We start from the raw sequence: 22,102 nt of genomic DNA on the forward strand, positions 1-22,102 counted from the left end.
CTTTCGGGAGGTCAGAACACCGGGATGGCAAGCCCCACGCCGATCAGAAGACAGCCCGAGGCGATGTTCATCCGGCGCACCGACCGGCCCGATGTCAGCAGCGCCCGCACCTGGCTCACAAAGCCAGCAATGATGAGGTTTCCGACCAGCGGCACCACCGCCGACATGGCCGCGATGGCCGCCACATCGGCGGGCGTCAGAACGCTCAGGTCGAAAAATCCCGGCAGCATGCCCATGTAGAACAGGATGGCCTTGGGATTGGCGAGGATCACCGCCAGACCGGCCAGGAACCCGGCGGCGAAGCCGGGCCGCGTCAGGCGGCCATTGCCGCCGACCCAGACGCCCGCCGACCGCAGCACCAGCAGACCCATGACCAGAAAGGTGATGGAGGCGACCCCCTTCATGACAACCATGGCCATTGAAAACTGGTCCACGACCCAGGCCATGCCCAGCACCGCCAGCAGCGACCACAGCACATCGCCCACGACGACGCCCAGGGACAGTGGCCAGGCGGCGGCGAACCCGCCTGACATGGCCCGCGCGAGCAGGCCCACCCAGACCGGGCCGGGGGTCAGGAACAGGATCAGAAGCGCCCCGGCATAGAACGCCGCCTCGGGTGCCGATATGGTCACGCGATGCGACCCTCCGCATCGAGCGGATCGAAGGGGTTCCAGGCGAATTCCCACAGGTGCCCGTCTGGGTCAGCGACGTAGCTGGAATAACCGCCCCAGGCGGTCTCGAAGGGCGCGCGCACGGGACTCGCCCCACAGGCCAGCGCGTGATCATAGGCCGCGTCCACCGCCGCCCGGTCCGGGTGGTTCTGGGCCAGCGTCATGGCCCCAGTTCGCAATTTCCCGGGGTCGCGTCCGGTTTCGCGTGCCAGGCCCGCCAACGTGAACAACCCGAACTTTGTCCCGTCCATGTCGTAAAAGGCAACCATCTCGTTCGCACTTTCAAGGTACCAGCCCAGCGCCTCGTAATAGGAGCGGGCACGGGCGAGATCGGACACGGCAAGCGTGATGAAAGTCACGCGGTTGTAGGGCAGGGTCATGCAGGGTCCTGAAGTTCGATGTGGCTTGTCTGGTCGTGTTCATACACGGACATCCACTGAGCGCGCGCGCCAAGATCACTGAAAAGCTCGGGTCCCGTGCCGGTGAGAAAGGCCTGGGTCCCAAGTGCACATATCTCATCATAGAGCGCGGCCCGACGGTGAGTGTCAAGATGTGCCGCGACCTCGTCCAGCAACAGGATGGGGGACGCGCCGAAATCCTCGGCCAGGGCGCGGCCATTGGCCAGGACCAACGACACGAGAAGGGCCTTCTGTTCGCCCGTGGAACAATCACGCGCTGCCACCCCTTTGGCGGCGAATTCCGCTTCCAGATCGGCGCGATGGGGCCCGGCCAGGGTGCGCCCGGCGGCCATGTCGCGCGTCCGTCCCGCCGCCAAGGCGGCTTGCAAGGCATCGGGATCGTCGGGGGCTTCCACAGTCGGGTCTGGATGGGTCAGGGTCAGTTTGGCGATGGGAAAGGCCGTCTCGGCCTGATCCTGAGCCTGGGCCAAGCGTCCAAGCGACTGGGCTCGATTGCGATGGATCTTCGCCCCGGCCTCGGCCATCTGCGCCTCGAGCGCACGATACCAATGGGCATCATTGACCTGATCCTTGAGCAGGCGGTTCCGGTCGCGCATGGCCTTTTCATAGGCCAGAACGGCCTCGGCGTGACCGGGTTCGAAGCTGAGCGTGGCCCGGTCCAGGAAGCGCCGTCGCCCCTCGGCCCCCTCGATCCAGAGCCTGTCCATCGACGGGATCAGCCAAAGAATGCGGGCAATGCGGCCCAGCGCTATCTGCGGCGCAGCTTTGCCGTCGATGCGCACCTGGCGCGGGGCCGCGTTCTCGGACAGGGTCTCGACCTCGTGCGCCCGGCCAAGTGAGGTCAGCGCCGCGGTGATCTTCCAGCCCAGCGCCTCGGGGCGCCGTGAGAGGTCTTCAACACTCGCCCGGCGCATGCCCCGGCCCGGCGAGAGCATCGACACCGCCTCGAGGATGTTGGTCTTGCCGGCACCATTGGGACCGTGAATCGCCAGAGGGCGCCCGTCGAGCGCCAATCGCGCGCGCTTGTGCGAGCGGAAATGCGACAGGCCGAGAGATTGGATCAGGAGCCCCGTCATCGGTCAAAACCAGTCTTCCGATGCGCCCAAAAGGCCGGAACTATCTGGGGGATTCCGGCGCCCGTCACACCCGCATCGGCATCACGACGTAGACGGCGGTCGTGTCACTGCCTTCGCGCATCAGCGTTGGATCGCCCGAGGAGTTGAACAGGAAGACGGCGTTTTCGCGGTCCACTTGGCTTGCGATCTCCAAAAGGTATTTCGCGTTGAAGCCGATTTCGAGCGGTTCATCGCCATAGGCCACGGCCAGTTCCTCTTCGGCGGCCCCGCTGTCTGGGGCATTCACGGACAGGATCAGCCGATCCTCGTCCAGCGCTAGCTTCACGGCGCGCGAGCGTTCCGAACTCACAGTGGCGACCCGGTCCACCGCCTTGGCGAATTCGCCGGCGTCCACCTCCATCTTGCGGGTATTGCCCTGCGGGATCACACGCGTGTAGTCGGGGAAGGTGCCGTCGATGACCTTGGAGGTCAGGGTGATATCGGGAGTTGCGAAACGCACCTTTGTTTCACTGACCGACACGGCGATCTGCATGTCGTCGTCGTCAAGGAGCTTGCGCAACTCGCCGACCGTCTTGCGCGGGACGATCACACCGGGCATACCCTCGGCCCCCTTGGGCAGGTCGGCGTCGATTCGGGCCAGACGGTGCCCGTCGGTCGCCACGCAGCGCAGGACCTGACCGCCCTCGCCTTCGGAGACATGCATGTAAACACCGTTGAGGTAATAGCGCGTCTCCTCGGTGGAGATGGCGAATTTCGACTTGTCGAAAAGCCGCCGCAGCACCGGCGCTGGGGCCGCGAAATTGGTCGTGTAGTCCGATGACGCCATGACCGGGAAATCTTCCTTGGGCAAGGTGGCGAGAGAAAAACTCGACCGGCCCGCCTCGATCGAGAGGCGACCCGCCGCGCTGTCTTCGGTCAAGGTGACAAGCGCCCCGTCGGGCAGCTTGCGCACGATCTCGTTGAGCGTGACCGCCGAGACAGTGGTCGCGCCCGCGCGCTCCACCTGGGCCGGGGCCTTGTCGACCACTTCGACATCCAGGTCGGTGGCGCGGAAATGGACATCGCTTTCCTCGGCCTCGATCAGGACATTGGCAAGGATTGGAATGGTGTTGCGTCGTTCCACAACGGATTGAGCCTGTGCCACCGCCTTGAGCAACACGCCGCGTTCAATGCTGAATTTCATAGCCCTCGCTCCGTCCTTTGCGGCACCGGCCGAACAGGTCGGGGCGCCGGGAAAGCGAACCTATCGGTTTCGCCCTGTCATACAAGTCTTTTGATGGACTGTCCGCAAGCCGGGCACAAGCGTCAACCGCCCGGAAACACGCGTGGCCCGCTTGTGCCCGCGCGTGGCGGAAATGCCTATTCCTGAAGCGCCCTTTGCAGCATCTCCAGGTCATCGGCGATCTGGCTGTCGGTCTGCCGCAGTTCCTCGATCTTGCGGATGCCGTGCATGATCGTCGTGTGGTCGCGCTTCCCGAACTTGCGACCGATCTCGGGCAGCGAGCGGCTCGTCATGTTCTTGCACAACCACATGGCGATTTGCCGTGGCCGGGCAAGATTGCGAGGGCGCCGGGGCCCCAGCATGTCGGAAAGCCGGATAGCATAGTGTTCGGACACCTTGCGCTGGATTTCCTCGATCGTGACCTTGCGGTCCGAGGCGCGCAGGATATCCGACAGGCAGTCCTGAGCCAGCTCCATCGTGACCTCGCGCCCGACGAGCGAGGCGAAGGCGAAGAGCCGGGTAAGCGCCCCTTCGAGGATGCGCACGTTGGACGATATGCGGTGAGCCAGGAATTCCAGAACCCCGGTGGCGACCTCGACCCCCGGATAGATCGAGCGGTACATTTCCTGCTTGGCGTGCAGGATGCCCAGGCGAAGTTCATAATCGGTGGGGTGCAGGTCAACCACCAGGCCGCACTGCAGGCGCGAGCGTATACGTTCGGAGACGTCCTTGAGCTCGCCCGGCGCGCGATCGGCCGAGATGATCAACTGCTTGTTCTGGTCGACGAGCGCGTTGAAGGTGTGAAAGAACTCCTCTTGCGTGCTTTCCTTCCCGGCGAGAAACTGGATGTCATCGACCATCAGCACGTCGACTGATCGGAACATCTGCTTGAAGTCCATCATCTTGCGATCCCGCAAGGCAGAGATGAAACGATAGATGAACTGGTCGGCAGAGATATAGAGAACGTTCAGATCGGGCTGGCGGACGGACAGTTCGTGCGCGGTGGCGTGCATCAGGTGCGTCTTGCCAAGCCCAACGCCACCATAGAGGAACAGCGGGTTGAAGGTGACCGGGCTGCCCTCGGCCACGCGCTTGGCCGCAGCATGGGCCAGCTCGTTCGGCTTGCCCACCACGAAGGTATCGAAGGTAAAGCGCTGGTCGGGCCGAGCTTCGCCCTTCGCCCCCGGGGTAAGGGCGGCATTCGCGGGCTGCGTGGCAGCCCCCCCCGGGCCCGGGCCGGGCGCGGCATGTTCGGCGACGGCGAAGGCCAAGCGCTGTACACCGGCACCCTTGCGATTCAGGTGATAGATGATCTGGTCGCCAAAGGTCTTGCCGACATAATCGCCCATGAATGCGTTGGGCACGTTGATATGCGCAACCCCTTCACTGAGCGACGACAAAACCAGCGGTTCAATCCAGTTCTTGTAGTTGCTCGCCCCGACTGCGCTTCGGATGTCTTCCTTAACCGCGCCCCAATCCTGCTGTGTCATTCTGTCCCGACCGCCTTCGTTTTTCTGACCTGTCCCGCGCGGCCGGTTAACCGTCCGCCCCGCAATCACAACGGTCCTGCCTAGCGCAAAAAAGGACCCTATCCGCCGGCTTTGAACCCGGCGGCCCCTATTCTGCCCAACCTCAGAGCCGGACGGCGACACCACGGGAAAATCCCGAAACGGCGCTGCTGCCGGCGGAACGTGGAAACGGGAGGGCCGGTCGGACCGGTCATCGCCTTCGCCGGCGTCCCTATGGATCTGCCCGGTGCAACCGACCTGTCAAAACGCAGGATTGCACCCGGGCTGATCCCCCATCTTCCCCCAGGAACGATGTGAATCGCTGCTAGACCATAGCTATCGCGGGCCGCGCTTATCAACTGCAAGGTTGGGCTTGACGAGGTGCCGGGAGAGAACGAATCCGGACGGGGATTGAATCCCAAAGGAAAGTCCCGTTCCCCTGTGGCGCTAAAACGACAAGGGGCGCCTCACCGGGCGCCCCTTGCTTGTTACCGATGGACAAGAATGCCCCGTTTCTGCCTAGCCAAGCGCCTTGACCCGTGCGCTGAGCCGCGACACCTTCCGCGCAGCAGTGTTCTTGTGGAGGATGCCCTTGGTGACGCCGCGCATCAGTTCCGGCTGGGCCTTTTGAAGAGCAGTGCGAGCAGCGTCCTTGTCACCCGAGGCGATGGCCTCTTCGACCCGGCGCAGGTAGGTGCGAATGCGCGAGCGGCGGGCCTTGTTGACGGCATAGCGGCGCTCGTTCTGGCGGGCGCGCTTCTTGGACTGGGGATTGTTCGCCATGTGCGTGATCTCTTTCGTCAGGTCGTTTCAAAATGCGTATGCACGGGACGTCCCGACCCCGGGTTCGATACCGGGCGATTCTGGCCAGAGCGGGCCGCACGCGCATGTCTGGCGGCGCGTATACAGCCTTTCGCCGCGCTTGCAAACAGCTTTTCGGCGACCGGTTGTCCGCCTCTTGTCAACGATCGCGGAACTGCGGCTCGCGCTTCTCGATGAAGGCGGCCATACCCTCGGACTGATCCTCGGTCGCGAAGAGCGAGAAGAACAGCCGCCGTTCGTAGGTCAGCCCCTCGGCCAGGGTCGTCTCGTAGGCCCGATTGACGCCGTCCTTCACCGACATGGTGGCCAACAGGGATTTCTCGGCGATCTTGCCGGCAGCCGACAGAGCCTCGTCCTTGAGCCTTTTGGCGGGCACGACACGTGAAACCAGGCCGCAGCTCTCGGCCTCCTCGGCGTCCATGAAACGGCCGGTCAGGTGCATATCCATGGATTTCGACTTGCCCGCAAAGCGGGTCAGCCGCTGGGTGCCACCAAGTCCGGCGATGACTCCGAGGTTGATCTCGGGCTGGCCAAACTTCGCGGTGTCCGAGGCGATGATGAAATCGCACATCATGGCCAGTTCGCAGCCCCCGCCCAGCGCGTAGCCCGACACGGCCGCGATGATCGGCTTGCGCACCCGCAGGAACCGGTCGCTTTCGGTGCCGAAAAAGTTGCGCTTGTACATCTCGACGAAGCCCTTGTCGGCCATCTCGGTCACGTCCGCACCGGCGGCAAATGCCTTTTCCGATCCGGTGACGACCATGCAACGCACCTTGTCACTGGCGTCCGCCTCTTCCAGGGCGGACGTCAGCTCACCAAGCAGCTTGCTGTTGAGCGCGTTCAGCGCCTCGGGCCGGTTCAAGGTGATCAGCGCGACGTGATCCTTGATCTCGACGTTGATCGTTTCATAGGCCATCTCCGCCCTCCCGCGCATTGCATGGATTGGAAGGGTTACCAGAGGCGGGACAGGGATCAACCTATCTTTGGCAGCGCGGGCAGTAGAATGTCGAGCGGCCCGATTGCACGATACGGCGGATATGGCCGGGGCAACCCCTCGTCGCGCAGGGGGCGCCCTCTCGGTCGTAGGCATTGAAAACATGCTGGAAATACCCCAGCTCGCCATTGGACTGACGATGATCACGCAGTGTCGACCCGCCCGCCGTGATCGCCTCGGACAATACCTCGCGAATGATCGGCACCAAGGTCGCGACACGTGCGGGACTGATGCGCCCCGCTTTCCGGCGCGGATTGATTCCCGCCCGGTGCAAGACCTCGCAGACATAGATATTGCCCAGCCCCGCCACGATGCGCTGGTCCAGCAGCGCCGCCTTGATCGGCGTATTGCGCCCGTGCAGAGCCGCGATCAGATAAGGTTCGTTGAAGGCGTTGCCCAGCGGTTCGGGCCCCAGCTCGTCCAGCAGCCAGTGCTTTCCTCCCGTCGCGAACAGGTCCATCGCCCCGAAACGGCGCGCATCGTTGAAAGCGATCCGGGCACCGTTGTCCATGTCCAGCACAACGTGGTCGTGTTTCATGGGTGCGGCGTGGTCATGATGGAAGACCCCCAGCGGGTCGCCGGACACAGTCATCCGACCCGACATGCCGAGATGGATCAGCAAGGTCTCGCCCCGGTCCAGATCGGCGAGGATGTATTTCGACCGGCGCCGCAGCGCCGTCACCCGCGCCCCGGTCAGACGTGCCGCCATGGCCGTGGGGAAAGGCCAGCGCAGGTCAGGGCGGTTCACCGCAGTGCGTGCGATCACCGCCCCCTCCATTGCGGAGACCAGTCCGCGGCGTACGGTTTCGACTTCGGGCAGTTCTGGCATTGCTTCTTACCACTGGATCGGATGGCGCAAAGGTAAGCACCCCGCAGCGCCCGGCAAGCGCAAACCGGGCCGGGCCGCGCATTGCCAGAAATCCTGCGTCAGAAAGTGGGTTTGTGTCCCACCGGACTTAGCTGTAGGTGCAGATAGACGGACCAAGGCCCAGGCACAGCATATGACCGAGACCGACCGCACCACACATTTCGGCTTCGAAACCATCCCCGAACACGACAAGGCCGGGCGCGTGCGCGGCGTGTTTTCGAGCGTTGCCAGCAAGTATGACGTCATGAACGACGCGATGTCGCTGGGCATCCACCGCCTTTGGAAAGACGCGATGATGGACTGGCTGGCCCCACGCCCCGGTCAGCGTTTGCTCGATGTTGCGGGCGGAACCGGCGATATCGCCTTCCGTTTCCTGAGCAGGGCCGGGTCGGGGCATGCAACGGTGTTGGACCTGACCGCGCCCATGCTGGATGAAGGCCGCAAACGGGCCGAGGCAGCGGACATGGCCGACAACCTGGACTGGATCGTTGGCGACGCAATGGCCCTGCCCTTCGCAAACAACAGTTTCGACGTCTACACCATCAGCTTCGGCATTCGGAACGTGACCCGCCCGCAAGAGGCCCTGGCCGAGGCCTACCGCGTACTGCGCCCGGGTGGGCGGCTCATGGTGCTGGAATTCAGCCAGTTACCCAACGACATGATGCAGCGGCTTTACGATTTCTATTCGTTCAACGCGATCCCTGTGATGGGCCGGGTCATCACCGGCGACCGGGACAGCTATCAATACCTCGTGGAATCGATCCGTCGCTTCCCCGACCAGGAGGCCTTTCTGTCCATGGTCCGACAGGCCGGGTTCGAGACCGCGAAATACCGCAACCTGTCCCTGGGCATCGCCTGCCTGCATTCAGGCTGGAAGCTCTGAATGCGCGGACCACACAACATCTTTCGCCTGGTCCGGACCGGCGCAACGCTGGAGCGCAACGAGGCAATGGCGGACATCATGGAGGCCGTCGACGCACCGCGGACCGCGCGGATCGCACTACGGACCTTCGCCTGGCCCTTCAGGTGGCTGGGCTATCGCGGCGACGAGAGCCTGCCACCGGTTGCGCGGGCGCTGACCGCCATGGGGCCCGCCTACATCAAGTTCGGTCAGATTCTGTCGACGCGGCCCGACGTCGTGGGCGACGACCTGGCGCTCCAGCTGCGGTTGCTGCAGGACAAGTTGCCGCCTTTCCCTATTGAGATGGCCAAGGCCACTGTCGCGCAAGAACTGAGCTGTCCCTCCGAAGACGTCTTTTCCGAATTCTCGGAGCCGGTCGCCGCGGCCTCGATCGCGCAGGTCCACAGGGCGCGGCTGGTCGATGGCGACCGCGACGTGGCCGTGAAGGTGCTGCGCCCCGGTATCGAGAGGGCCTTTCGCCGGGACATCGACACATTCTATTTCGCCGCGGGCCTCGTGGCCAAGTTCCTGCCCGGATCGCGCCGGTTGCGCCCGGTTGAAGTGATAACGCATTTCGAGCAGACAGTCCTGGGCGAGCTGGACCTGCGGCTGGAAAGCGCCTCGGCCTCGGAATTCGCCGACAATACCAAGAATGACGAAGGGTTCCGCCTGCCGCAGGTGATGTGGAATCATTCCTCCCGCCGGGTCATGACAATGACATGGGCCGACGGGATCAACGCGGGCGACGTCGAGGCACTGCGGGAAGCCGGTCACGACATGACTGGGCTGAGCCAACGCGTGATCCAGCTTTTCCTGAGCCATGCCCTTCGTGACGGCTACTTCCACGCCGACATGCACCACGGCAACCTCAAGGTCGCGCCCAATGGCGATATCATCGCCTACGACTTCGGGATCATGGGCCATATCGACGAATACACCCGCCGAGTCTATGCCGAGATCCTGTACGGTTTCATCAAGCGCGACTACCAGCGGGTGGCAGAGGTTCATTTCGAGGCCGGCTACGTGCCCGCCGATCGCGACGTGGATGAATTCGCACGTGCCCTGCGGGCCGTGGGCGAGCCGATCTTCGGCATGGACGCCAGCCGGATTTCCATGGGCAAGCTGCTGGCCTATCTCTTCGAGGTGACCGAACGTTTCGGCATGGAAACCAGGACTGAACTCATCCTGCTCCAGCGGACCATGGTGGTGGTCGAGGGCGTGGCGCGCACGCTGGATGACCGAATGAACATCTGGGACGCGGCCAAGCCTGTCGTGGAGCGCTATATCGCCGAAAGCATCGGCCCGCGTGCGGTGGCCGGGGACCTGGCGAAGACCGCGCGGGTGCTGGCACGCTTCGGCCCGCGGCTGCCCGCCCTTGCCGAAGAGGCCCTGATCCGCCTGTCGCGGGAAGAGGCAAAACCCCCACCGCCCGCACGCTGGCATGCGCTGGGCTGGGCTGCGGCTGGCGGCGCCATCGGCGCAGGGGCCGTGGCCCTGTTCATGCTGCTATAGGATCGCCTCGCGCAGGGCCTTGACCTGCGTGGCCAGCACACTGGCCCCACCCTCAAGCATCAGGATCGTCTCGCCATTCTCGGCACGGACTTCGGTCACACGAGCATAGATCTCCGCCGGCTCGTCAACGAGGACGTCGTCGCCGGAATAGCTGACGACTTTGAACCCGTACTGTCCGTGCGGCAGCGCGGTGCCATCGGCCGCCAGCCCCTGCCATTCGTAGATGTCGGCAGACAGTGGGATTTCTAGGCGCTGCACCTCGGTGCCATGCGCGTCGGTCACGACCAGTTCGGCACGGTCGGCGGCCGTGGCCGGGTTTGGTGCGACTGTAACCGGGTCGCCATCGAACCGGCCGGGCACCGCGGCGCGCGCCTCGCGACCGACCCAGGCCGCCATCTGCACCATACCTGTAGCGCCCATCTGGCTGATCAGGGATTCCAGAAGATCGTTTGTCAGGACCTGCTGCTCAACCCCCGAAAAAGTGGCCAGTTGTGTCGCGAATTTCTCGGAATCGGTGGGGTTCAAAGGGTCCTGGTTTTCCATCTGCACTGTCAGCATCTTTAGAAAGGTCTCAAAGTCCGAGCTGATCACCGCCTCGGAAATTTCGGTGCTCTGGCCGCTGGCAAAGGCGACCCCGGGTTGTGTCTGCGCGATTTCCATATTCATGTCCTATAGCTTGAGGTCTAGGCCGCCCCCGAGGAGAAGCGCCGGGCCCTGTGCGGGCGGTTCGTGCGCGTCGGGCATGGCCTGGCCCGGTGCCGCATGTCCTTGTGGGCCGCCGCGGTCCTGGTCGCGGTCACGCGAGGTCTCGCCCTCGAAGTGGAACCCGACATCCTCGTAGCCCATTGCCGCGAATTCACGGGCCAGGCTGTCAATATGCCGGCGTAGAAGGTCCGCGGTCTCGGGCCGTTCCGCGGTGATCGAGACCGTCAGAATCCCCTCGCCCCCCGAAAGCGAAAGGCGCACCCGGCCCAGTTCCTCGGGGTTGAGCCGCAGATCGGTCTGGCCTCCCTCGGAGGCAGAGACGCTGACCGCGATCTGCTGCGCGATCTGGGCCGGCGTGGCGCGGACGAAAGACGGCATGCCGGATCCGGCAGGGGTTCCCGCGGCGGGGCGCTCGCCATTCGATCCCGCGGCAAGATCGCTACCGGGCAGGGCCCAGTCCGCGACAGGCGGGCGGACCATGTCTTCAGTCGGAAAAGGAATGGTCTGGACCGGCAGAGACGGTGGCGCAGACGGCGTGGCGGCAGACGCCGCGGTCTGGGCCTTGGCCTGCGCAGCACTTCCGACCGGCCCCGGAAGCGTTGCGGTTGGCGGGGGCAGATCGCGAGACGCCGCGCCGCGCGGCTCGTACCGCGCCGGTGGCGCTTGCGCCGCCCAAGCGGGCTGTTCGGCGGGCACGGCCGGTTCAGCGCCTGCGGGCGCACTTTGCGCAGGCATCTCCTTTGTCGTGCCCCGTATCAATGAGCCGGTCCGGGGGTGGATTGGTTGGTGCGCCGTCACGGGCGCTTGGTCCGCGCCAGACGGGCGAGCAGGTTTAGCCGAAGCAGGCTCTGCTGGGTGGACGGCCGGTGTGTCGCCTGCCCCTGGGGACATGTTGATGGGGCCGGGCATCGCGCCAACCCCCACCGCGGACCGCTTCGACCCCTCCGGACCAGTGCGAAAGACCGCCCCGGCGCCGCCCGGGGCCGTGGCACCCTTCTCGGCGGGCGCAGCCGAGTTGAGATCCTGTTCAACGGACCGGTTGACAGGCACGCTCGTCGCGTTTCCGGACGCCAAGGCAGCACGGTCATCCATAGGTTTGAGCGTTGCGCTAACTTCAGCCCGGATCTCCTCGGTCAATACGGCTTCCCCGACCGGGCCCTCCGTGTCGGCAACGCCGGTCGCATGGAGCTGGTCGGGGACAGACGGTGGAGCGATAGCTTCCTTGCCATCGCGCCCCGACGGCTGCCGAAACAGCACCTCGGCAAAGCCGTGCAGGATGCTTCCCTCCCGGGCGGGGCCGTCCTGCGCGGCCCGCGTCTTCGTGATGGCCGGGCCCGGAACCGGCGCGCCTTGCGACGTCAACGGGACTTGCGTGGGAATCATCAGGATCTCCGACTGCTGTTGCCCTACCGGAATACCCTCTGGATACTTACCCAATCTTTACCGCCCCGGAGCAATAGTCCGACGACTTCGAACAATCCGAGGACCGCCAGGATGATGATTTCAGCACTGCCACCCGGCCTGCCCCACCCGCCGCAAGAGACCGAACGCCTGAAATCCGCAGCGGAGCAACTCGAAACCTCTTTTCTGGCGCAGATGCTGAAGTCCGCCGGCGTCGGTGAGATGCCGGAGGGATTCGGCGGTGGGATCGGCGAAGAACAGTTCGCCTCGTTCCTGCGCCGGGAACAGGCCCGCGAAATGGCTCAGGTCGGCGGAATCGGGCTGGCTCAGAGCCTATTCGAAGCCATGAGGGAGCGCCATGATGTCTGACGTACTCACGCGGCTGAACGCGGTTCTCGAAACCGAGCGCCTGGCCCTGCGGCACGGTGACCTTGCCGCGCTCACCGATATTGCCCCCTTGAAAGAGACCCTTGCCAATGACCTGTCCAAGGATGCGGCGCTGCCGCGGGCGCAACTCGAAGAGATTCGTGCCCTGCTGGAGCGCAACCTCGGCCTTCTGACCTCGGCGCGCGAAGGGGTGCGCGACGTTCAGGCGCGCCTGAACGAGCAGCTACGACTGCGTCAGGGCATGACGACCTACGACCGTAGCGGCCAGGAAAGCCGCATAGGGCCGGCCCGGCCGGACACCGAACGGCGCTTTTGAGACCGGTCGCCAGGGCCGCCGGGATTAATCTAAAACTGTGATGATTTGCCCCGGAAATGCCCGGATCGCGTTAAACCACCGTTAGGCCCCGCCCGCACAAGGTTACCTTGCATCCGATCGGATGGCGCGCTGCCACCACAGGCATCCGCAATCGTCAGAATGGCGCCACGTCCGGCCCCACCCGGGACCGGTCCCTGAAAACCCCGGCGCAAAACGCGCCTCCAATAACAGGACCAGACACATGTCCAGTATTCTGACGAACAACAGTGCAATGGTGGCCCTTCAGACACTCAAGGGCATCAACAGCGACCTCGCCAAGACCCAGTCCGAGATCTCGACCGGCAAATCGGTGGCCAGCGCCAAGGACAATGCCGCCATCTGGTCGGTCTCCAAGGTGATGGAGTCCGACGTGAAAGGTTTCAAGGCCATCTCCGAAAGCCTTTCACTCGGGGAATCGACAGTCGCCGTCGCCCGCCAGGGTGCCGAAACCGTCACCGACCTCCTGACCCAGGTAAAGGGCAAGATCGTCGCCGCCCAGGAAGAGAACGTCGACCGCTCCAAGATCCAGACCGATATCGACCAGCTGACCAAGCAGATCGGGTCGGTCGTTGATGCTGCGCAGTTCAACGGCCTGAACCTCCTCAACGGCAGCAGCACCGATCCGGTGAATGTCCTTTCGTCGCTTGATCGGGATTCCTCGGGCAATGTATCCCGCAACGAGATCGAGGTCGGCCGCCAGAACCTGTCGGTGACCACGCCCACCACGGCGCAAGACTTCGGCACCACCGGCCTGGCTGACGCAGCGGCCGCCGAGGCGCTGATCGACAGCGCCAACTCGACCACGATCCATGACAACAGTGCGCCGATCGACGGCGGAACGTCGAATGCCTCTGTGGCCAACAACGCCAACGAGGTCATCACTATCGGCCAGGTCTCGGAGGGCGACAGCTTCCAGATCGACCTCGGCAATGTCCCGGTCAACGTGGCCGGCGGCGGCACGGCAACGGGCGCGCGGACGTTCGAATACGTGGCCAGCGCGACAGACGGCACCGCCGACGTGGCGCAGAACCTTACGAACCAGATCAGCTCGTTCTTCGAGGCGGCGACCGGATCGTCCCTCAACCTGTCCGCGACGGTGAGCGATAACCAGATCACCATCACCAACGGCGACAGTGGAACATCGAACGGGAACCTGGAAATCGGTCTGCGCGCACAGACCGGCGGCACTCCGGGCTCCTCCGCAGCCAGCGGCGGGCTGGGGGCCTTGCAGAACCTGGACGTCACCAGCGATGCCGGCGCCACCGGCGCGCTGAACGCGATCGAAGGCCTCATCCAGAAATCCGTGGATGCGGCGGCGTCATTCGGTTCGGCCGAAGGCCGGATATCGACCCAATCGGAATTCGTGAGCAAGCTGACGGATTCGCTCAATTCCGGCATCGGGTCACTGGTGGACGCCAACATGGAAGAGACCTCGGCCCGTCTGCAGGCATTGCAGGTGCAGCAGCAGCTCGGCACACAGTCGCTGTCCATCGCCAACCAGGCACCTCAGTCGATCCTGTCGCTGTTCCGCTGACGCCATTGAGGGGCGCGTGTCCCGATGCGCGCGCCCCTTCCATGCCGCCCTGGTCGCAACGACCCCGTCCCGAAAGGACACCAGATGAACGCCATCGAATTGGCCCGCCAAGCCTATGACCCGGCACAAACCACGCTGCGCACTGGCCGGTCGGCCGAGGCCCAGCTCTTCGGACAGATCACCGCACGTATCCAGACCGCGATCGACAAGGGGCCCGGCGCCTTTGCGCAACTGGCCGAGGCACTGCATGACAACCGGCGGCTATGGGGGGTGCTCGCGGTTGATGTCGCGGATGACGACAACAGTCTTCCCGCAACGCTCCGTGCACAAATTCTCTATCTCGCCGAATTCACCTTCCTCCACAGTTCCAAGGTCCTCAAGGAAGGGGCGGATGCCGAGGCCCTGGTCGAAATCAACCGGGCCGTCATGCGTGGCCTGAACGCGACCGGAGCCGCGCAATGAGCGGTCTGGTCCTCAAGCTCGGACCCCGCGAGAGGGTGTTGGTCAATGGCGCGGTGATCGAGAACGGCGAGCGACGCTCGCGCGTTTCGATCCTCACGCCCAATGCCAACATCCTGCGCCTGCGCGATGCCATCCGCCCCGAAGAGGCCACCACGCCCGTCCGCCGGGTCTGCTACATCGCCCAACTGGTCCTGTCGGGGGACGTGGATGCCGAGGAGGCGCGCCACCAGCTCCTGCGCGGGATAGAGCAGCTCAGCCATGCGCTGTGTGACCCGGACAGCCGCACCCAACTGACCGAGGCGACCGCGGCGCTGTCGGAAGGAGACTTCTACCGTGCACTCAAACGCCTGCGCAGCCTTTTGCCCCGGGAAGACAGGCTGCTTGCCACGGCCCAGGGCCTGTCATGAGCTTCCAGCCGGTTGTCCCGATCTCTGGTTATGCCGGCTGGAAATTCCTTGAACGGACGCTGGGCACCCAGCGGGCGGCCTTTACCGAAAACCGCCCCATCCAGACCGCGACCGAGAGTTTCCGCGACCGGATCGGCAGCATCACCACCGCAGAACAACTGGTCGGCGATCGCCAATTGCTTCAGGTCGCCCTGGGCGCCTTCGGCCTTGACGACGATCTGAACAACCGTTTCTTCGTGCGCAAGATCCTCGAGGGCGGCACACGGGACCAGGATGCCCTGGCCAACCGCCTGTCCGACAGCCGATACGCGAAACTTGCCGATGCCTTCGGCTTCGGCGAGATCGGCCAGCCGCGCACCCGGGCGCCCGGTTTTGCCGAAGAGATCATCGACCGCTACGAAGCGCGCCAGTTCGAGCGCGCGGTGGGCGAGAGCGACAACAGCATGCGCTTGGCCCTGAACCTGGAGCCGGCCCTGCGCGACGTGGTCTCGGCCAACCGGACTGGCGATGCCCAATGGTTTGCCCTCATGGGTAACCCGCCGCTACGGAAGGTCTTCGAGACCGCGTTTGGCTTTGCCGCCAGTTTCGGCAGCATCGACATCGACCAGCAGTTGGACCAGTTCAAGGCACGCAGCGAGGCGATTCTTGGCACGGACAGTCTCGAGACGATCCTCTCAGAGGGCAGCCAGGACAAGCTGATCCAGCTGTTCATGGTCCGCAACGAGGCCCCGTCCACATTCAACCAAGGCGGCGCCTCGGTGGCGCTTACCCTGCTGCAACAGGCCCGGATGCCCCTGGCCTAGGCCCGCAAGCAAGTCCCTGTGGCCACGCGGTCCTAGCTCCTGACACGGTGATCGCCGGCCGAGGTTGCATCACGCTTGCCCTCCGATTTGGGAGAGAGGGCGCGTTGCAGGGCACAGAATGCCGCCTTTGGCCCATGGGGAGCGGCTTCGGTGCAGAAACTGTCAAGGGACGTGTGGCAGGCGATGGCCTCGTCCACCACCTTGTCGCTTCCGGGTACATAAAGGCCTGACTGAATCATCAACTCCGACCGCGCGTAAACACCCAAGTGCCGCCGCGCCGCGGCGATCAGGCCGTTCTCGTGCGGGGTTGCGACATCCGGAAGTGACCGCGAGACGGAGCGCACCACATCGACCGCCGGAAAACGGCCACGTTCGGCGATGGCTCGGTCCAGCACGATATGACCATCCAGTACACCGCGGAGGATATCGGCGATCGGTTCCTCCATGTCAGAGCCGGCAACGAGCACGGAATAAACAGCGGTGATGTCCCCAGCCGCGCCGGTGCCTGGCCCCGCGCGTTCGCAAAGCGCAGCGATCCACGCGCCGGTCGAGGCAGGATATCCTCGCAGGTTGGTCGCCTCGCCCGCGGCACTGGACACTTCACGATGCGCCTCGGCGAAACGGGTCACACTGTCGACCAGCAAAAGCACATGCCGCCCGGCATCGCGAAAATGCTCGGCGACCGCGGTGGCCGCCGCCGCACAGCGCCGACGAGTATGAGCCGGCCGATCCGAGGTGGCGGCAACGATAACGCAACGCGCCATGCCATCGGGACCCAGCACGTTCTCGATGAATTCCCGCAGTTCGCGGCCCCTCTCCCCCACCAGACCGATGACGATCACATCCGCCTCCACCCCCTGGGCGAGGTTGGCCAGCAGCGTGGACTTGCCCACGCCGGACCCGGCGAACAGCCCGACGCGCTGCCCACGGGCGAGCGGCAGGATCGTATCGAAGAGTGCCAGTCCTGTCCCGATTCGGGGGCCCAGCGCGCGTCGCTCGCCGGCGAGGGGCGCCTTGGCCAGAAGCGAGACAGGCACGGCGCCCTGGCTAAGCCTGCGCCCATCCAACGGCTGACCGTCGGGATCGACGACCCGGCCGATCCAGCCATCGTGCGGCGCAAAGGCCGGTGCGGGCATCAAGACTGCCCAGTCGCCCACCGACACGCCATCGGCCGGCCCGTCCAGCATCACGTGGGTTTCCGAACCATCCGCGCGGGTCACCATGCCGGTGTGACCGCCCCGAGCCAATCGGAGCCGGTCGCCCAGCGCGGCCCGGCCGGACAGGCCCCGCAAGACCGCCTGCGACCCGCTCACACCGATGACGCGCCCCACCGGATAGGTATCAGTCGCACGCTCGATGGCGGACGCCATGTTCACGAATTCAGAGTTTTGCATCGGCCTTCACCCTCCGTCTGAAAACCAATCCTTAGGGAATCACGCTTAAGCCTTCGTTGAAGCCAATCGAGGGAGAAGCCCCGATGTTCAATTCACTGGATGTACTCCAGACGGCCATGGACATGGCCCGACACGCCGGGGCACGGCAGGCCGTCACCGCGGCTAACCTCGCCAATGCCGACACACCCGGCTACCGGGCGCGCAGCATTGCCCCGTTTTCCGAGGTTTACGACTCCGCACCCACCGGAGGCCTTCACCGGACGCGCCCCGGCCACCTGTCGACCGGCCAAGGTTTCGGCAGCGCAGCGCGGCCCGAATTCACCGATGCCGATCCGGCACCGAACGGCAATTCCGTCTCGATCGAGCAAGAGATGCTGAGCGCCGTCGAGATCGGGCGCGAACACAGCCGGGCTCTTACCATTTACCAGCATTCGCTGGAGGTGTTGCGCCTGTCCATCGGGCGGAGGTAAGCGATGACCGAGTTTTCCGACGCCATGTCGATCGCCGCGAGCGGAATGAAAGCCCAGGCCAGCCGCCTGCGCCACGTGTCAGAGAACATCGCCAATACCGACACGCCCGGCTATCGCCGCAAGATCGTCGCTTTCGAGGAGGTGATCGAATCGGGCCGCGCCACCGGGTTGGTAGAGACCGGCCGGGTCCGCCTCGACCGTGCAGATCTTGAACGGGTCCACGACCCCTCGCACCCGCTGGCCGACGAGACCGGCAGCTACGAGGGCTCGAACGTGAACCTTCTGATCGAGATCGCGGACGCGCGCGAAGCCCAGCGCAGCTACGAGGCCAATCTCAAGCTATTCGACCAGGTGCGGCAGATGTCCTCATCGCTGACCGAAATCCTTCGCAAGTAACAACCAAGAGGAGACATCGAGGTGGAATTCACACCGATCCAGTTCGCCGCTCAGCAATACGCGGCCAACAAACCAGTCACGGCCCCCGGACCCGACCAGGACACCGGGGCGACCTTCGCCGACATGGCCTCGGAGTTCACCTCGACCCTGAAACACAGTGAATCCCAAGCCATGCAGGCCATGAACGGCGGCGCCGACCCGCATGCCCTGGTGCAAGCCCTGGCCCAGACGGAATTGGCCGTGCAGACCGCCGTCACCGTGCGCGACAAGGTGGTCGAGGCCTACCAGGAAATCCTCAGGATGCCTGTCTGATGATGAGTGAGGCCCTGCTCTATGACACGCTCCGCCAGGGGCTGTGGGTCTCTGTCGTGATCTCGATTCCGATCCTCGGGGTTGCACTGGCCGCGGGGCTTGTCGTGGGCCTCTTCCAGGCACTGACCTCGATACAGGAAATGACACTCACCTTCGTGCCCAAGCTTCTGACGATCGTCGGCATATTCTGGGTCACGATGAACTTCATGACCGAAACGCTCGTGACCTTCTTCCAGGCCACGCTCATCCCGATCATTGCCGGAGGCTGAGCCATGGAAAACGCAACCTACACCACACTGACCCGGCAATCCGGCCTGATGCGCGAGATGCGGATCGTGGCCAACAACATCGCCAACAGCGCGACCACGGGATTCCGGGCCGAGGGAATGATCTTTTCCGAGCATGTTGCGGCGCTGGGTCCGGACACGCCCTCCTTGTCCATGGCCGGCGCGGCCGTCCGCGAAACGGTGCAGACCCAAGGCAGCCTGACCCGGACGGGTGGACCGCTGGATCTGGCAATCGAGGGAGATGGCTTCTTCCTGGTCGAGACGCCGCAGGGCGAACGCCTGACCCGCGCGGGGGCCTTCACCCCCAACGAGAACGGCGACCTTGTCACGCCACAGGGCGACCGGGTGCTCGACGCCGGCGGGGCACCCGTCTTCGTTCCCACCAACGCCGGCCCCGTGGGCATCGCCCCCGACGGCACGGTCAGTGCCGGCGGCCAGCCCGTCGCCCAGATCGGACTGGTACGCCCGGCCGACCCCAACGGCATGATCCGCGAGGACGGGGTGCGCTTCGAGGCCCGCGGCGGTTATGAACCCGCACCCGGGGCGAAGATGGTCCAGGGCTTCCTTGAACAGTCCAACGTGGACCCGATCCTCTCCGTCAGCCGCATGATAGAAGTGCAGCGGGCCTACGAACTGGGCCAGAGCTTCATGGACAAGGAAGACGAACGCATCCGGGGCGCGATCCGCGCCCTGGGAAAGTGATCTAGCCAACCCAAGGAGGCAGCAGAATGCGTGCCCTTCAAATCGCCGCTGCGGGCATGACCGCCCAGCAGACACGGGTCGAGGTGATCTCGAACAACCTCGCCAACATGAACACCACCGGCTACAACGCACGGCGGGCCGAATTCGCCGACCTGCACTACCAGCAGGTCCAGCGGCCCGGTACGATCAATGCCAGCGACGGCAGCGTGCTACCGACCGGCGTGCAACTGGGCCTTGGCGTGCGGCCCGCGGCGGTCTCGGTCATGCTCTCGCAAGGATCGCTGGCCGCGACCGGTGGCGACCTGGACATCGCGATCGAGGGCCAGGGCTATATCGAGGTCACGACGTCCGACGGCCGCCCTGCTTATACCCGCGACGGTGGGCTCAAGCTGACCGGCGACGGCCAGGTCGTCACCTCGGACGGCTACCCGGTGGTGCCCGATATTACCATTCCGCGCGATGCCCGGTCGATCTCGATCAACCCCGAGGGCGAGGTCTATGCCTATTTCGCCGACCAGGTTCAGCCTCAGCTGCTGGGCCAGATCAGCCTGTCGGGCTTCGTCAATCCCCGCGGGCTCGAGGCGATCGGATCGAACCTCTTTCTCGAAACGCCCGCATCGGGACCGGCCGCCGTCTCGGCCCCCGGACAGGACGGGCTTGGCGTGATCCGCCAGGGTTATCTCGAGGAGAGTTCGGTCGATCCGGTCAAACAGGTCACCAATCTGATCGCGGCCCAGCGCGGCTATGAACTCAATTCCAAGGTCATCACCGCCGCTGACCAGATGATGAGCGCCATGGTGCAGATGCGATGACACGCCTCATGATCCTGCTGTGCCTGTTGTCCGCGCCGCTTGCCGCCCAGGACGCGGAGCGGACCGTCGTGGCCGCGCGCACGATCCCGGCCAAGACCCTGATCGACCCAGACGACCTGCTTCTTCGCCAGGTGGCAACGCCGGGCGCCGTCACCGACCCGGGGCAGATCATCGGCCAGGAGGCACGCGTCGCTCTTTACGCGGGGCGTCCGATCCGAAGCGCGGATATCGGTCCACCAGCCGTGGTCGAGCGCAACCAGATCGTCACGCTGGTCTATGCCCGCAATGGGCTGGTCATCCGCACCGAGGGACGCGCATTGGACAGGGCCGGGCCGGGCGACGTCATCCGCGTGATGAACGTCATGTCGCGGCATTCCGTTCGCGCCCGAATCAACGAGGAGGGGGTCGCCCATGCCACCGACTAGACTGATTGCCGCCAGCCTTGCCCTGCTGTGCATGATGGGCTGTGGACGCATGGCCGAGATCGGCCGCGCACCGAACCTGTCTCCGGCTGCGGCCTCGGACGAGGCCACGGCGATGATGACCTACGGCCTGGGCGAAGATCTGCAGCGGCAGGCCCCGCAGACCGACAAGCCCTCGCTCTGGACCGGAGCGCGCGGCTCGCTGCTGGGGGACCGGCGCGCGATGCAGCGCGGCGACATCCTGACGGTAGTAATCGAGATCGACGACAGCGCAACGATCTCGAACTCCACCGGCCGGTCGCGCTCCGGCTCTGAACAAATGGGCATCTCGGCGCTCTTCGGCCTCCCCCAACAAGCGCAGGAAGGTCTGCCAGAAGGCGCGAACCTCGATCCCGGCGTGCAGACCAACTCGTCCTCCAGTTTCAATGGCGACGGCTCTGTCCAGCGCAACGAGCAACTCGAGCTGAAGGTCGCCGCCACGGTCACGCGTGTGATGCCGAATGGCGTGTTGGCCATCGAGGGCCTGCAGGAGGTGCGTGTCAATTTCGAGCTGCGCGAGCTTCTGGTCTCGGGCTTCGTCCGCCCCGAGGACATCACTCGCCAGAACGAGATCACCTACGACAAGATTGCCTCGGCGCGCATCTCCTATGGCGGCAGAGGGCAGATCAGCGACATGCAGCAACCGCGCTACGGCCAGCAGGCCGCGGACATCGTGCTACCATTCTGAGGGACCATCATGGCCAGGATTCTTCTGCCACTTCTTCTTCTTGTCATGGGCCTCGGCGGGGGTGTCGGGGCCGGGCTCTTCCTCGCCCCGCCCCCGGCCAAGGAAGAGGTGGTGGCCGAAGACCCCTGCGGCGTCACCCGTTCCGCGAACAAGCGCGACGCCGCACAGGCGCCTGACGAGGACGGCGCGCCGATCACAGACGGCCGCGAATATGCCAGGCTCAACAACCAGTTCGTCGTGCCCGTGGTGCAGGAGGGCAAGGTCAGCTCTCTCGTGGTGCTGTCACTCTCGGTCGAGGTCGAAACCGGGGCCAAGGAAAACGTCTTCGCCCACGAACCCCGGCTGCGCGATCTCTTTCTGCAAGTGCTCTTCGACCACGCCAACATGGGCGGCTTCAACGGGGCCTTCACCGCATCATCGAACATGAAGCTGCTGCGTGACGCCCTGCGTCAAACCGCGATTCGCCACGTGGGCGGCGGCATAACGGATGTCCTGATCATCGACATCGTCCGACAGGACGTGGCAGGTTAGGG

Annotated in this window: 28 protein-coding genes; 17 read left to right on the forward strand and 11 right to left on the reverse strand. The window is 64.7% G+C overall.

Going from position 1 to position 22,102, the window contains the following annotated elements; translation table 11 throughout:
- Positions 1-11 precede the first annotated feature (11 nt).
- The 8 genes from VJ897_RS00305 to mutM all read right to left on the reverse strand — a co-directional run bounded on the left by VJ897_RS00305 (position 12) and on the right by mutM (position 7,541).
- Positions 12-632 carry a LysE family translocator gene (locus VJ897_RS00305; protein WP_324052159.1) on the reverse strand — a complete coding sequence of 207 codons (621 nt, stop codon included), beginning with the start codon at positions 630-632 and terminating at the stop codon, positions 12-14.
- Positions 629-1,051 carry a VOC family protein gene (locus tag VJ897_RS00310; RefSeq protein ID WP_414706637.1) on the reverse strand — a complete coding sequence of 141 codons (423 nt, stop codon included), beginning with the start codon at positions 1,049-1,051 and terminating at the stop codon, positions 629-631. The genes VJ897_RS00305 and VJ897_RS00310 overlap by 4 nt, the downstream gene beginning before the upstream one ends.
- Positions 1,048-2,166, reverse strand: a complete 1,119-nt coding sequence (gene recF / locus VJ897_RS00315; RefSeq protein ID WP_324052160.1) for a DNA replication/repair protein RecF — start codon at positions 2,164-2,166, stop codon at positions 1,048-1,050. Before recF ends, VJ897_RS00310 begins: the two co-directional genes overlap by 4 nt.
- A gap of 64 nt (positions 2,167-2,230) precedes the next feature.
- On the reverse strand, positions 2,231-3,349 hold the full coding sequence (gene dnaN, locus VJ897_RS00320; protein ID WP_324052162.1) for a DNA polymerase III subunit beta: 1,119 nt from the start codon (positions 3,347-3,349) through the stop codon (positions 2,231-2,233).
- 176 nt (positions 3,350-3,525) lie between these two features.
- Positions 3,526-4,878: a chromosomal replication initiator protein DnaA gene (gene dnaA, locus VJ897_RS00325; protein ID WP_324052164.1), complete on the reverse strand. Its 1,353-nt coding sequence runs from the start codon at positions 4,876-4,878 to the stop codon at positions 3,526-3,528.
- 537 nt (positions 4,879-5,415) lie between these two features.
- Complete coding sequence (rpsT, locus tag VJ897_RS00330) at positions 5,416-5,679, reverse strand: 30S ribosomal protein S20 (protein WP_324052166.1); 264 nt, start codon at positions 5,677-5,679, stop codon at positions 5,416-5,418.
- A gap of 178 nt (positions 5,680-5,857) precedes the next feature.
- Positions 5,858-6,634, reverse strand: a complete 777-nt coding sequence (locus tag VJ897_RS00335; protein ID WP_324052168.1) for an enoyl-CoA hydratase — start codon at positions 6,632-6,634, stop codon at positions 5,858-5,860.
- Between the two features lie 61 nt (positions 6,635-6,695).
- Positions 6,696-7,541, reverse strand: coding sequence for a bifunctional DNA-formamidopyrimidine glycosylase/DNA-(apurinic or apyrimidinic site) lyase (gene mutM / locus VJ897_RS00340; protein ID WP_324052170.1), 846 nt, complete (start codon positions 7,539-7,541; stop codon positions 6,696-6,698).
- Positions 7,542-7,713: 172 nt separating this feature from the next.
- Between mutM and ubiE the strand changes: the two genes are divergently transcribed.
- The gene (gene ubiE / locus VJ897_RS00345) at positions 7,714-8,463 is read left to right on the forward strand and encodes a bifunctional demethylmenaquinone methyltransferase/2-methoxy-6-polyprenyl-1,4-benzoquinol methylase UbiE (RefSeq protein WP_324052172.1); all 750 of its coding nucleotides are present in this window, start codon (positions 7,714-7,716) and stop codon (positions 8,461-8,463) included.
- Positions 8,464-9,993, forward strand: coding sequence for a 2-polyprenylphenol 6-hydroxylase (gene ubiB / locus VJ897_RS00350; protein ID WP_324052174.1), 1,530 nt, complete (start codon positions 8,464-8,466; stop codon positions 9,991-9,993). It begins immediately after the preceding gene.
- Here the strand turns inward: ubiB and VJ897_RS00355 are convergent.
- The gene (locus tag VJ897_RS00355; protein WP_324052176.1) at positions 9,988-10,653 is read right to left on the reverse strand and encodes a flagellar hook capping FlgD N-terminal domain-containing protein; all 666 of its coding nucleotides are present in this window, start codon (positions 10,651-10,653) and stop codon (positions 9,988-9,990) included. The two genes, ubiB and VJ897_RS00355, sit on opposite strands and share 6 nt — an antisense overlap.
- A gap of 9 nt (positions 10,654-10,662) precedes the next feature.
- Positions 10,663-11,076 (reverse strand): flagellar hook-length control protein FliK, encoded by a 414-nt coding sequence (locus VJ897_RS00360; protein ID WP_324052178.1) that lies wholly within the window; start codon positions 11,074-11,076, stop codon positions 10,663-10,665.
- 1,116 nt (positions 11,077-12,192) lie between these two features.
- On the opposite strand from VJ897_RS00360, the gene VJ897_RS00365 reads away from it, so the two are divergent.
- The 6 genes from VJ897_RS00365 (at position 12,193) to VJ897_RS00390 (ending at position 16,047) form a co-directional block, all read left to right on the forward strand.
- Positions 12,193-12,468 carry a rod-binding protein gene (locus tag VJ897_RS00365; RefSeq protein WP_324052180.1) on the forward strand — a complete coding sequence of 92 codons (276 nt, stop codon included), beginning with the start codon at positions 12,193-12,195 and terminating at the stop codon, positions 12,466-12,468.
- A complete protein-coding gene (locus VJ897_RS00370) occupies positions 12,461-12,802 on the forward strand; it encodes a flagellar biosynthesis protein FlgN (protein ID WP_324052181.1) in 342 nt (113 codons plus the stop codon). Before VJ897_RS00365 ends, VJ897_RS00370 begins: the two co-directional genes overlap by 8 nt.
- Before the next feature lie 241 nt (positions 12,803-13,043).
- Positions 13,044-14,375: a flagellin N-terminal helical domain-containing protein gene (locus VJ897_RS00375; RefSeq protein ID WP_324052182.1), complete on the forward strand. Its 1,332-nt coding sequence runs from the start codon at positions 13,044-13,046 to the stop codon at positions 14,373-14,375.
- An 84-nt stretch (positions 14,376-14,459) separates the two neighbouring features.
- On the forward strand, positions 14,460-14,837 hold the full coding sequence (flaF, locus tag VJ897_RS00380) for a flagellar biosynthesis regulator FlaF (RefSeq protein WP_324052183.1): 378 nt from the start codon (positions 14,460-14,462) through the stop codon (positions 14,835-14,837).
- Entirely contained in the window at positions 14,834-15,244 is a 411-nt protein-coding gene (gene flbT / locus VJ897_RS00385) for a flagellar biosynthesis repressor FlbT (protein WP_324052185.1), read from the forward strand. The genes flaF and flbT overlap by 4 nt, the downstream gene beginning before the upstream one ends.
- Complete coding sequence (locus tag VJ897_RS00390) at positions 15,241-16,047, forward strand: DUF1217 domain-containing protein (protein ID WP_324052186.1); 807 nt, start codon at positions 15,241-15,243, stop codon at positions 16,045-16,047. The genes flbT and VJ897_RS00390 overlap by 4 nt, the downstream gene beginning before the upstream one ends.
- A gap of 32 nt (positions 16,048-16,079) precedes the next feature.
- On the opposite strand, the gene VJ897_RS00395 is transcribed toward VJ897_RS00390, so the two are convergent.
- A complete protein-coding gene (locus VJ897_RS00395; protein ID WP_324052187.1) occupies positions 16,080-17,441 on the reverse strand; it encodes a FliI/YscN family ATPase in 1,362 nt (453 codons plus the stop codon).
- An 83-nt stretch (positions 17,442-17,524) separates the two neighbouring features.
- Here VJ897_RS00395 and VJ897_RS00400 point away from each other — a divergent pair, with 83 nt between their 5' ends.
- Genes VJ897_RS00400 through VJ897_RS00440 form a run of 9 tightly spaced genes read left to right on the forward strand, consistent with a single transcriptional unit; the run spans position 17,525 to position 22,100 of the window.
- Positions 17,525-17,911: a FlgB family protein gene (locus VJ897_RS00400; RefSeq protein WP_324052189.1), complete on the forward strand. Its 387-nt coding sequence runs from the start codon at positions 17,525-17,527 to the stop codon at positions 17,909-17,911.
- Positions 17,912-17,914: 3 nt separating this feature from the next.
- The gene (gene flgC, locus VJ897_RS00405; RefSeq protein ID WP_324052190.1) at positions 17,915-18,307 is read left to right on the forward strand and encodes a flagellar basal body rod protein FlgC; all 393 of its coding nucleotides are present in this window, start codon (positions 17,915-17,917) and stop codon (positions 18,305-18,307) included.
- Positions 18,308-18,328: 21 nt separating this feature from the next.
- On the forward strand, positions 18,329-18,619 hold the full coding sequence (gene fliE / locus VJ897_RS00410; protein WP_324052191.1) for a flagellar hook-basal body complex protein FliE: 291 nt from the start codon (positions 18,329-18,331) through the stop codon (positions 18,617-18,619).
- Positions 18,619-18,888: a flagellar biosynthetic protein FliQ gene (locus tag VJ897_RS00415; RefSeq protein ID WP_324052192.1), complete on the forward strand. Its 270-nt coding sequence runs from the start codon at positions 18,619-18,621 to the stop codon at positions 18,886-18,888. Before fliE ends, VJ897_RS00415 begins: the two co-directional genes overlap by 1 nt.
- A gap of 3 nt (positions 18,889-18,891) precedes the next feature.
- On the forward strand, positions 18,892-19,608 hold the full coding sequence (locus VJ897_RS00420) for a flagellar hook-basal body complex protein (RefSeq protein WP_324052193.1): 717 nt from the start codon (positions 18,892-18,894) through the stop codon (positions 19,606-19,608).
- A gap of 26 nt (positions 19,609-19,634) precedes the next feature.
- Positions 19,635-20,420, forward strand: coding sequence for a flagellar basal-body rod protein FlgG (gene flgG / locus VJ897_RS00425; RefSeq protein ID WP_324052195.1), 786 nt, complete (start codon positions 19,635-19,637; stop codon positions 20,418-20,420).
- A complete protein-coding gene (gene flgA, locus VJ897_RS00430) occupies positions 20,417-20,845 on the forward strand; it encodes a flagellar basal body P-ring formation chaperone FlgA (RefSeq protein ID WP_324052196.1) in 429 nt (142 codons plus the stop codon). The genes flgG and flgA overlap by 4 nt, the downstream gene beginning before the upstream one ends.
- On the forward strand, positions 20,832-21,569 hold the full coding sequence (gene flgH, locus VJ897_RS00435; protein WP_324052197.1) for a flagellar basal body L-ring protein FlgH: 738 nt from the start codon (positions 20,832-20,834) through the stop codon (positions 21,567-21,569). The genes flgA and flgH overlap by 14 nt, the downstream gene beginning before the upstream one ends.
- A 9-nt stretch (positions 21,570-21,578) precedes the next feature.
- Positions 21,579-22,100, forward strand: a complete 522-nt coding sequence (locus tag VJ897_RS00440; protein ID WP_324052199.1) for a flagellar basal body-associated FliL family protein — start codon at positions 21,579-21,581, stop codon at positions 22,098-22,100.
- Positions 22,101-22,102 lie beyond the last annotated feature (2 nt).

It is taken from the genome of Salibaculum sp., from assembly GCF_035270045.1.
Classification (GTDB): domain Bacteria; phylum Pseudomonadota; class Alphaproteobacteria; order Rhodobacterales; family Rhodobacteraceae; genus Salibaculum.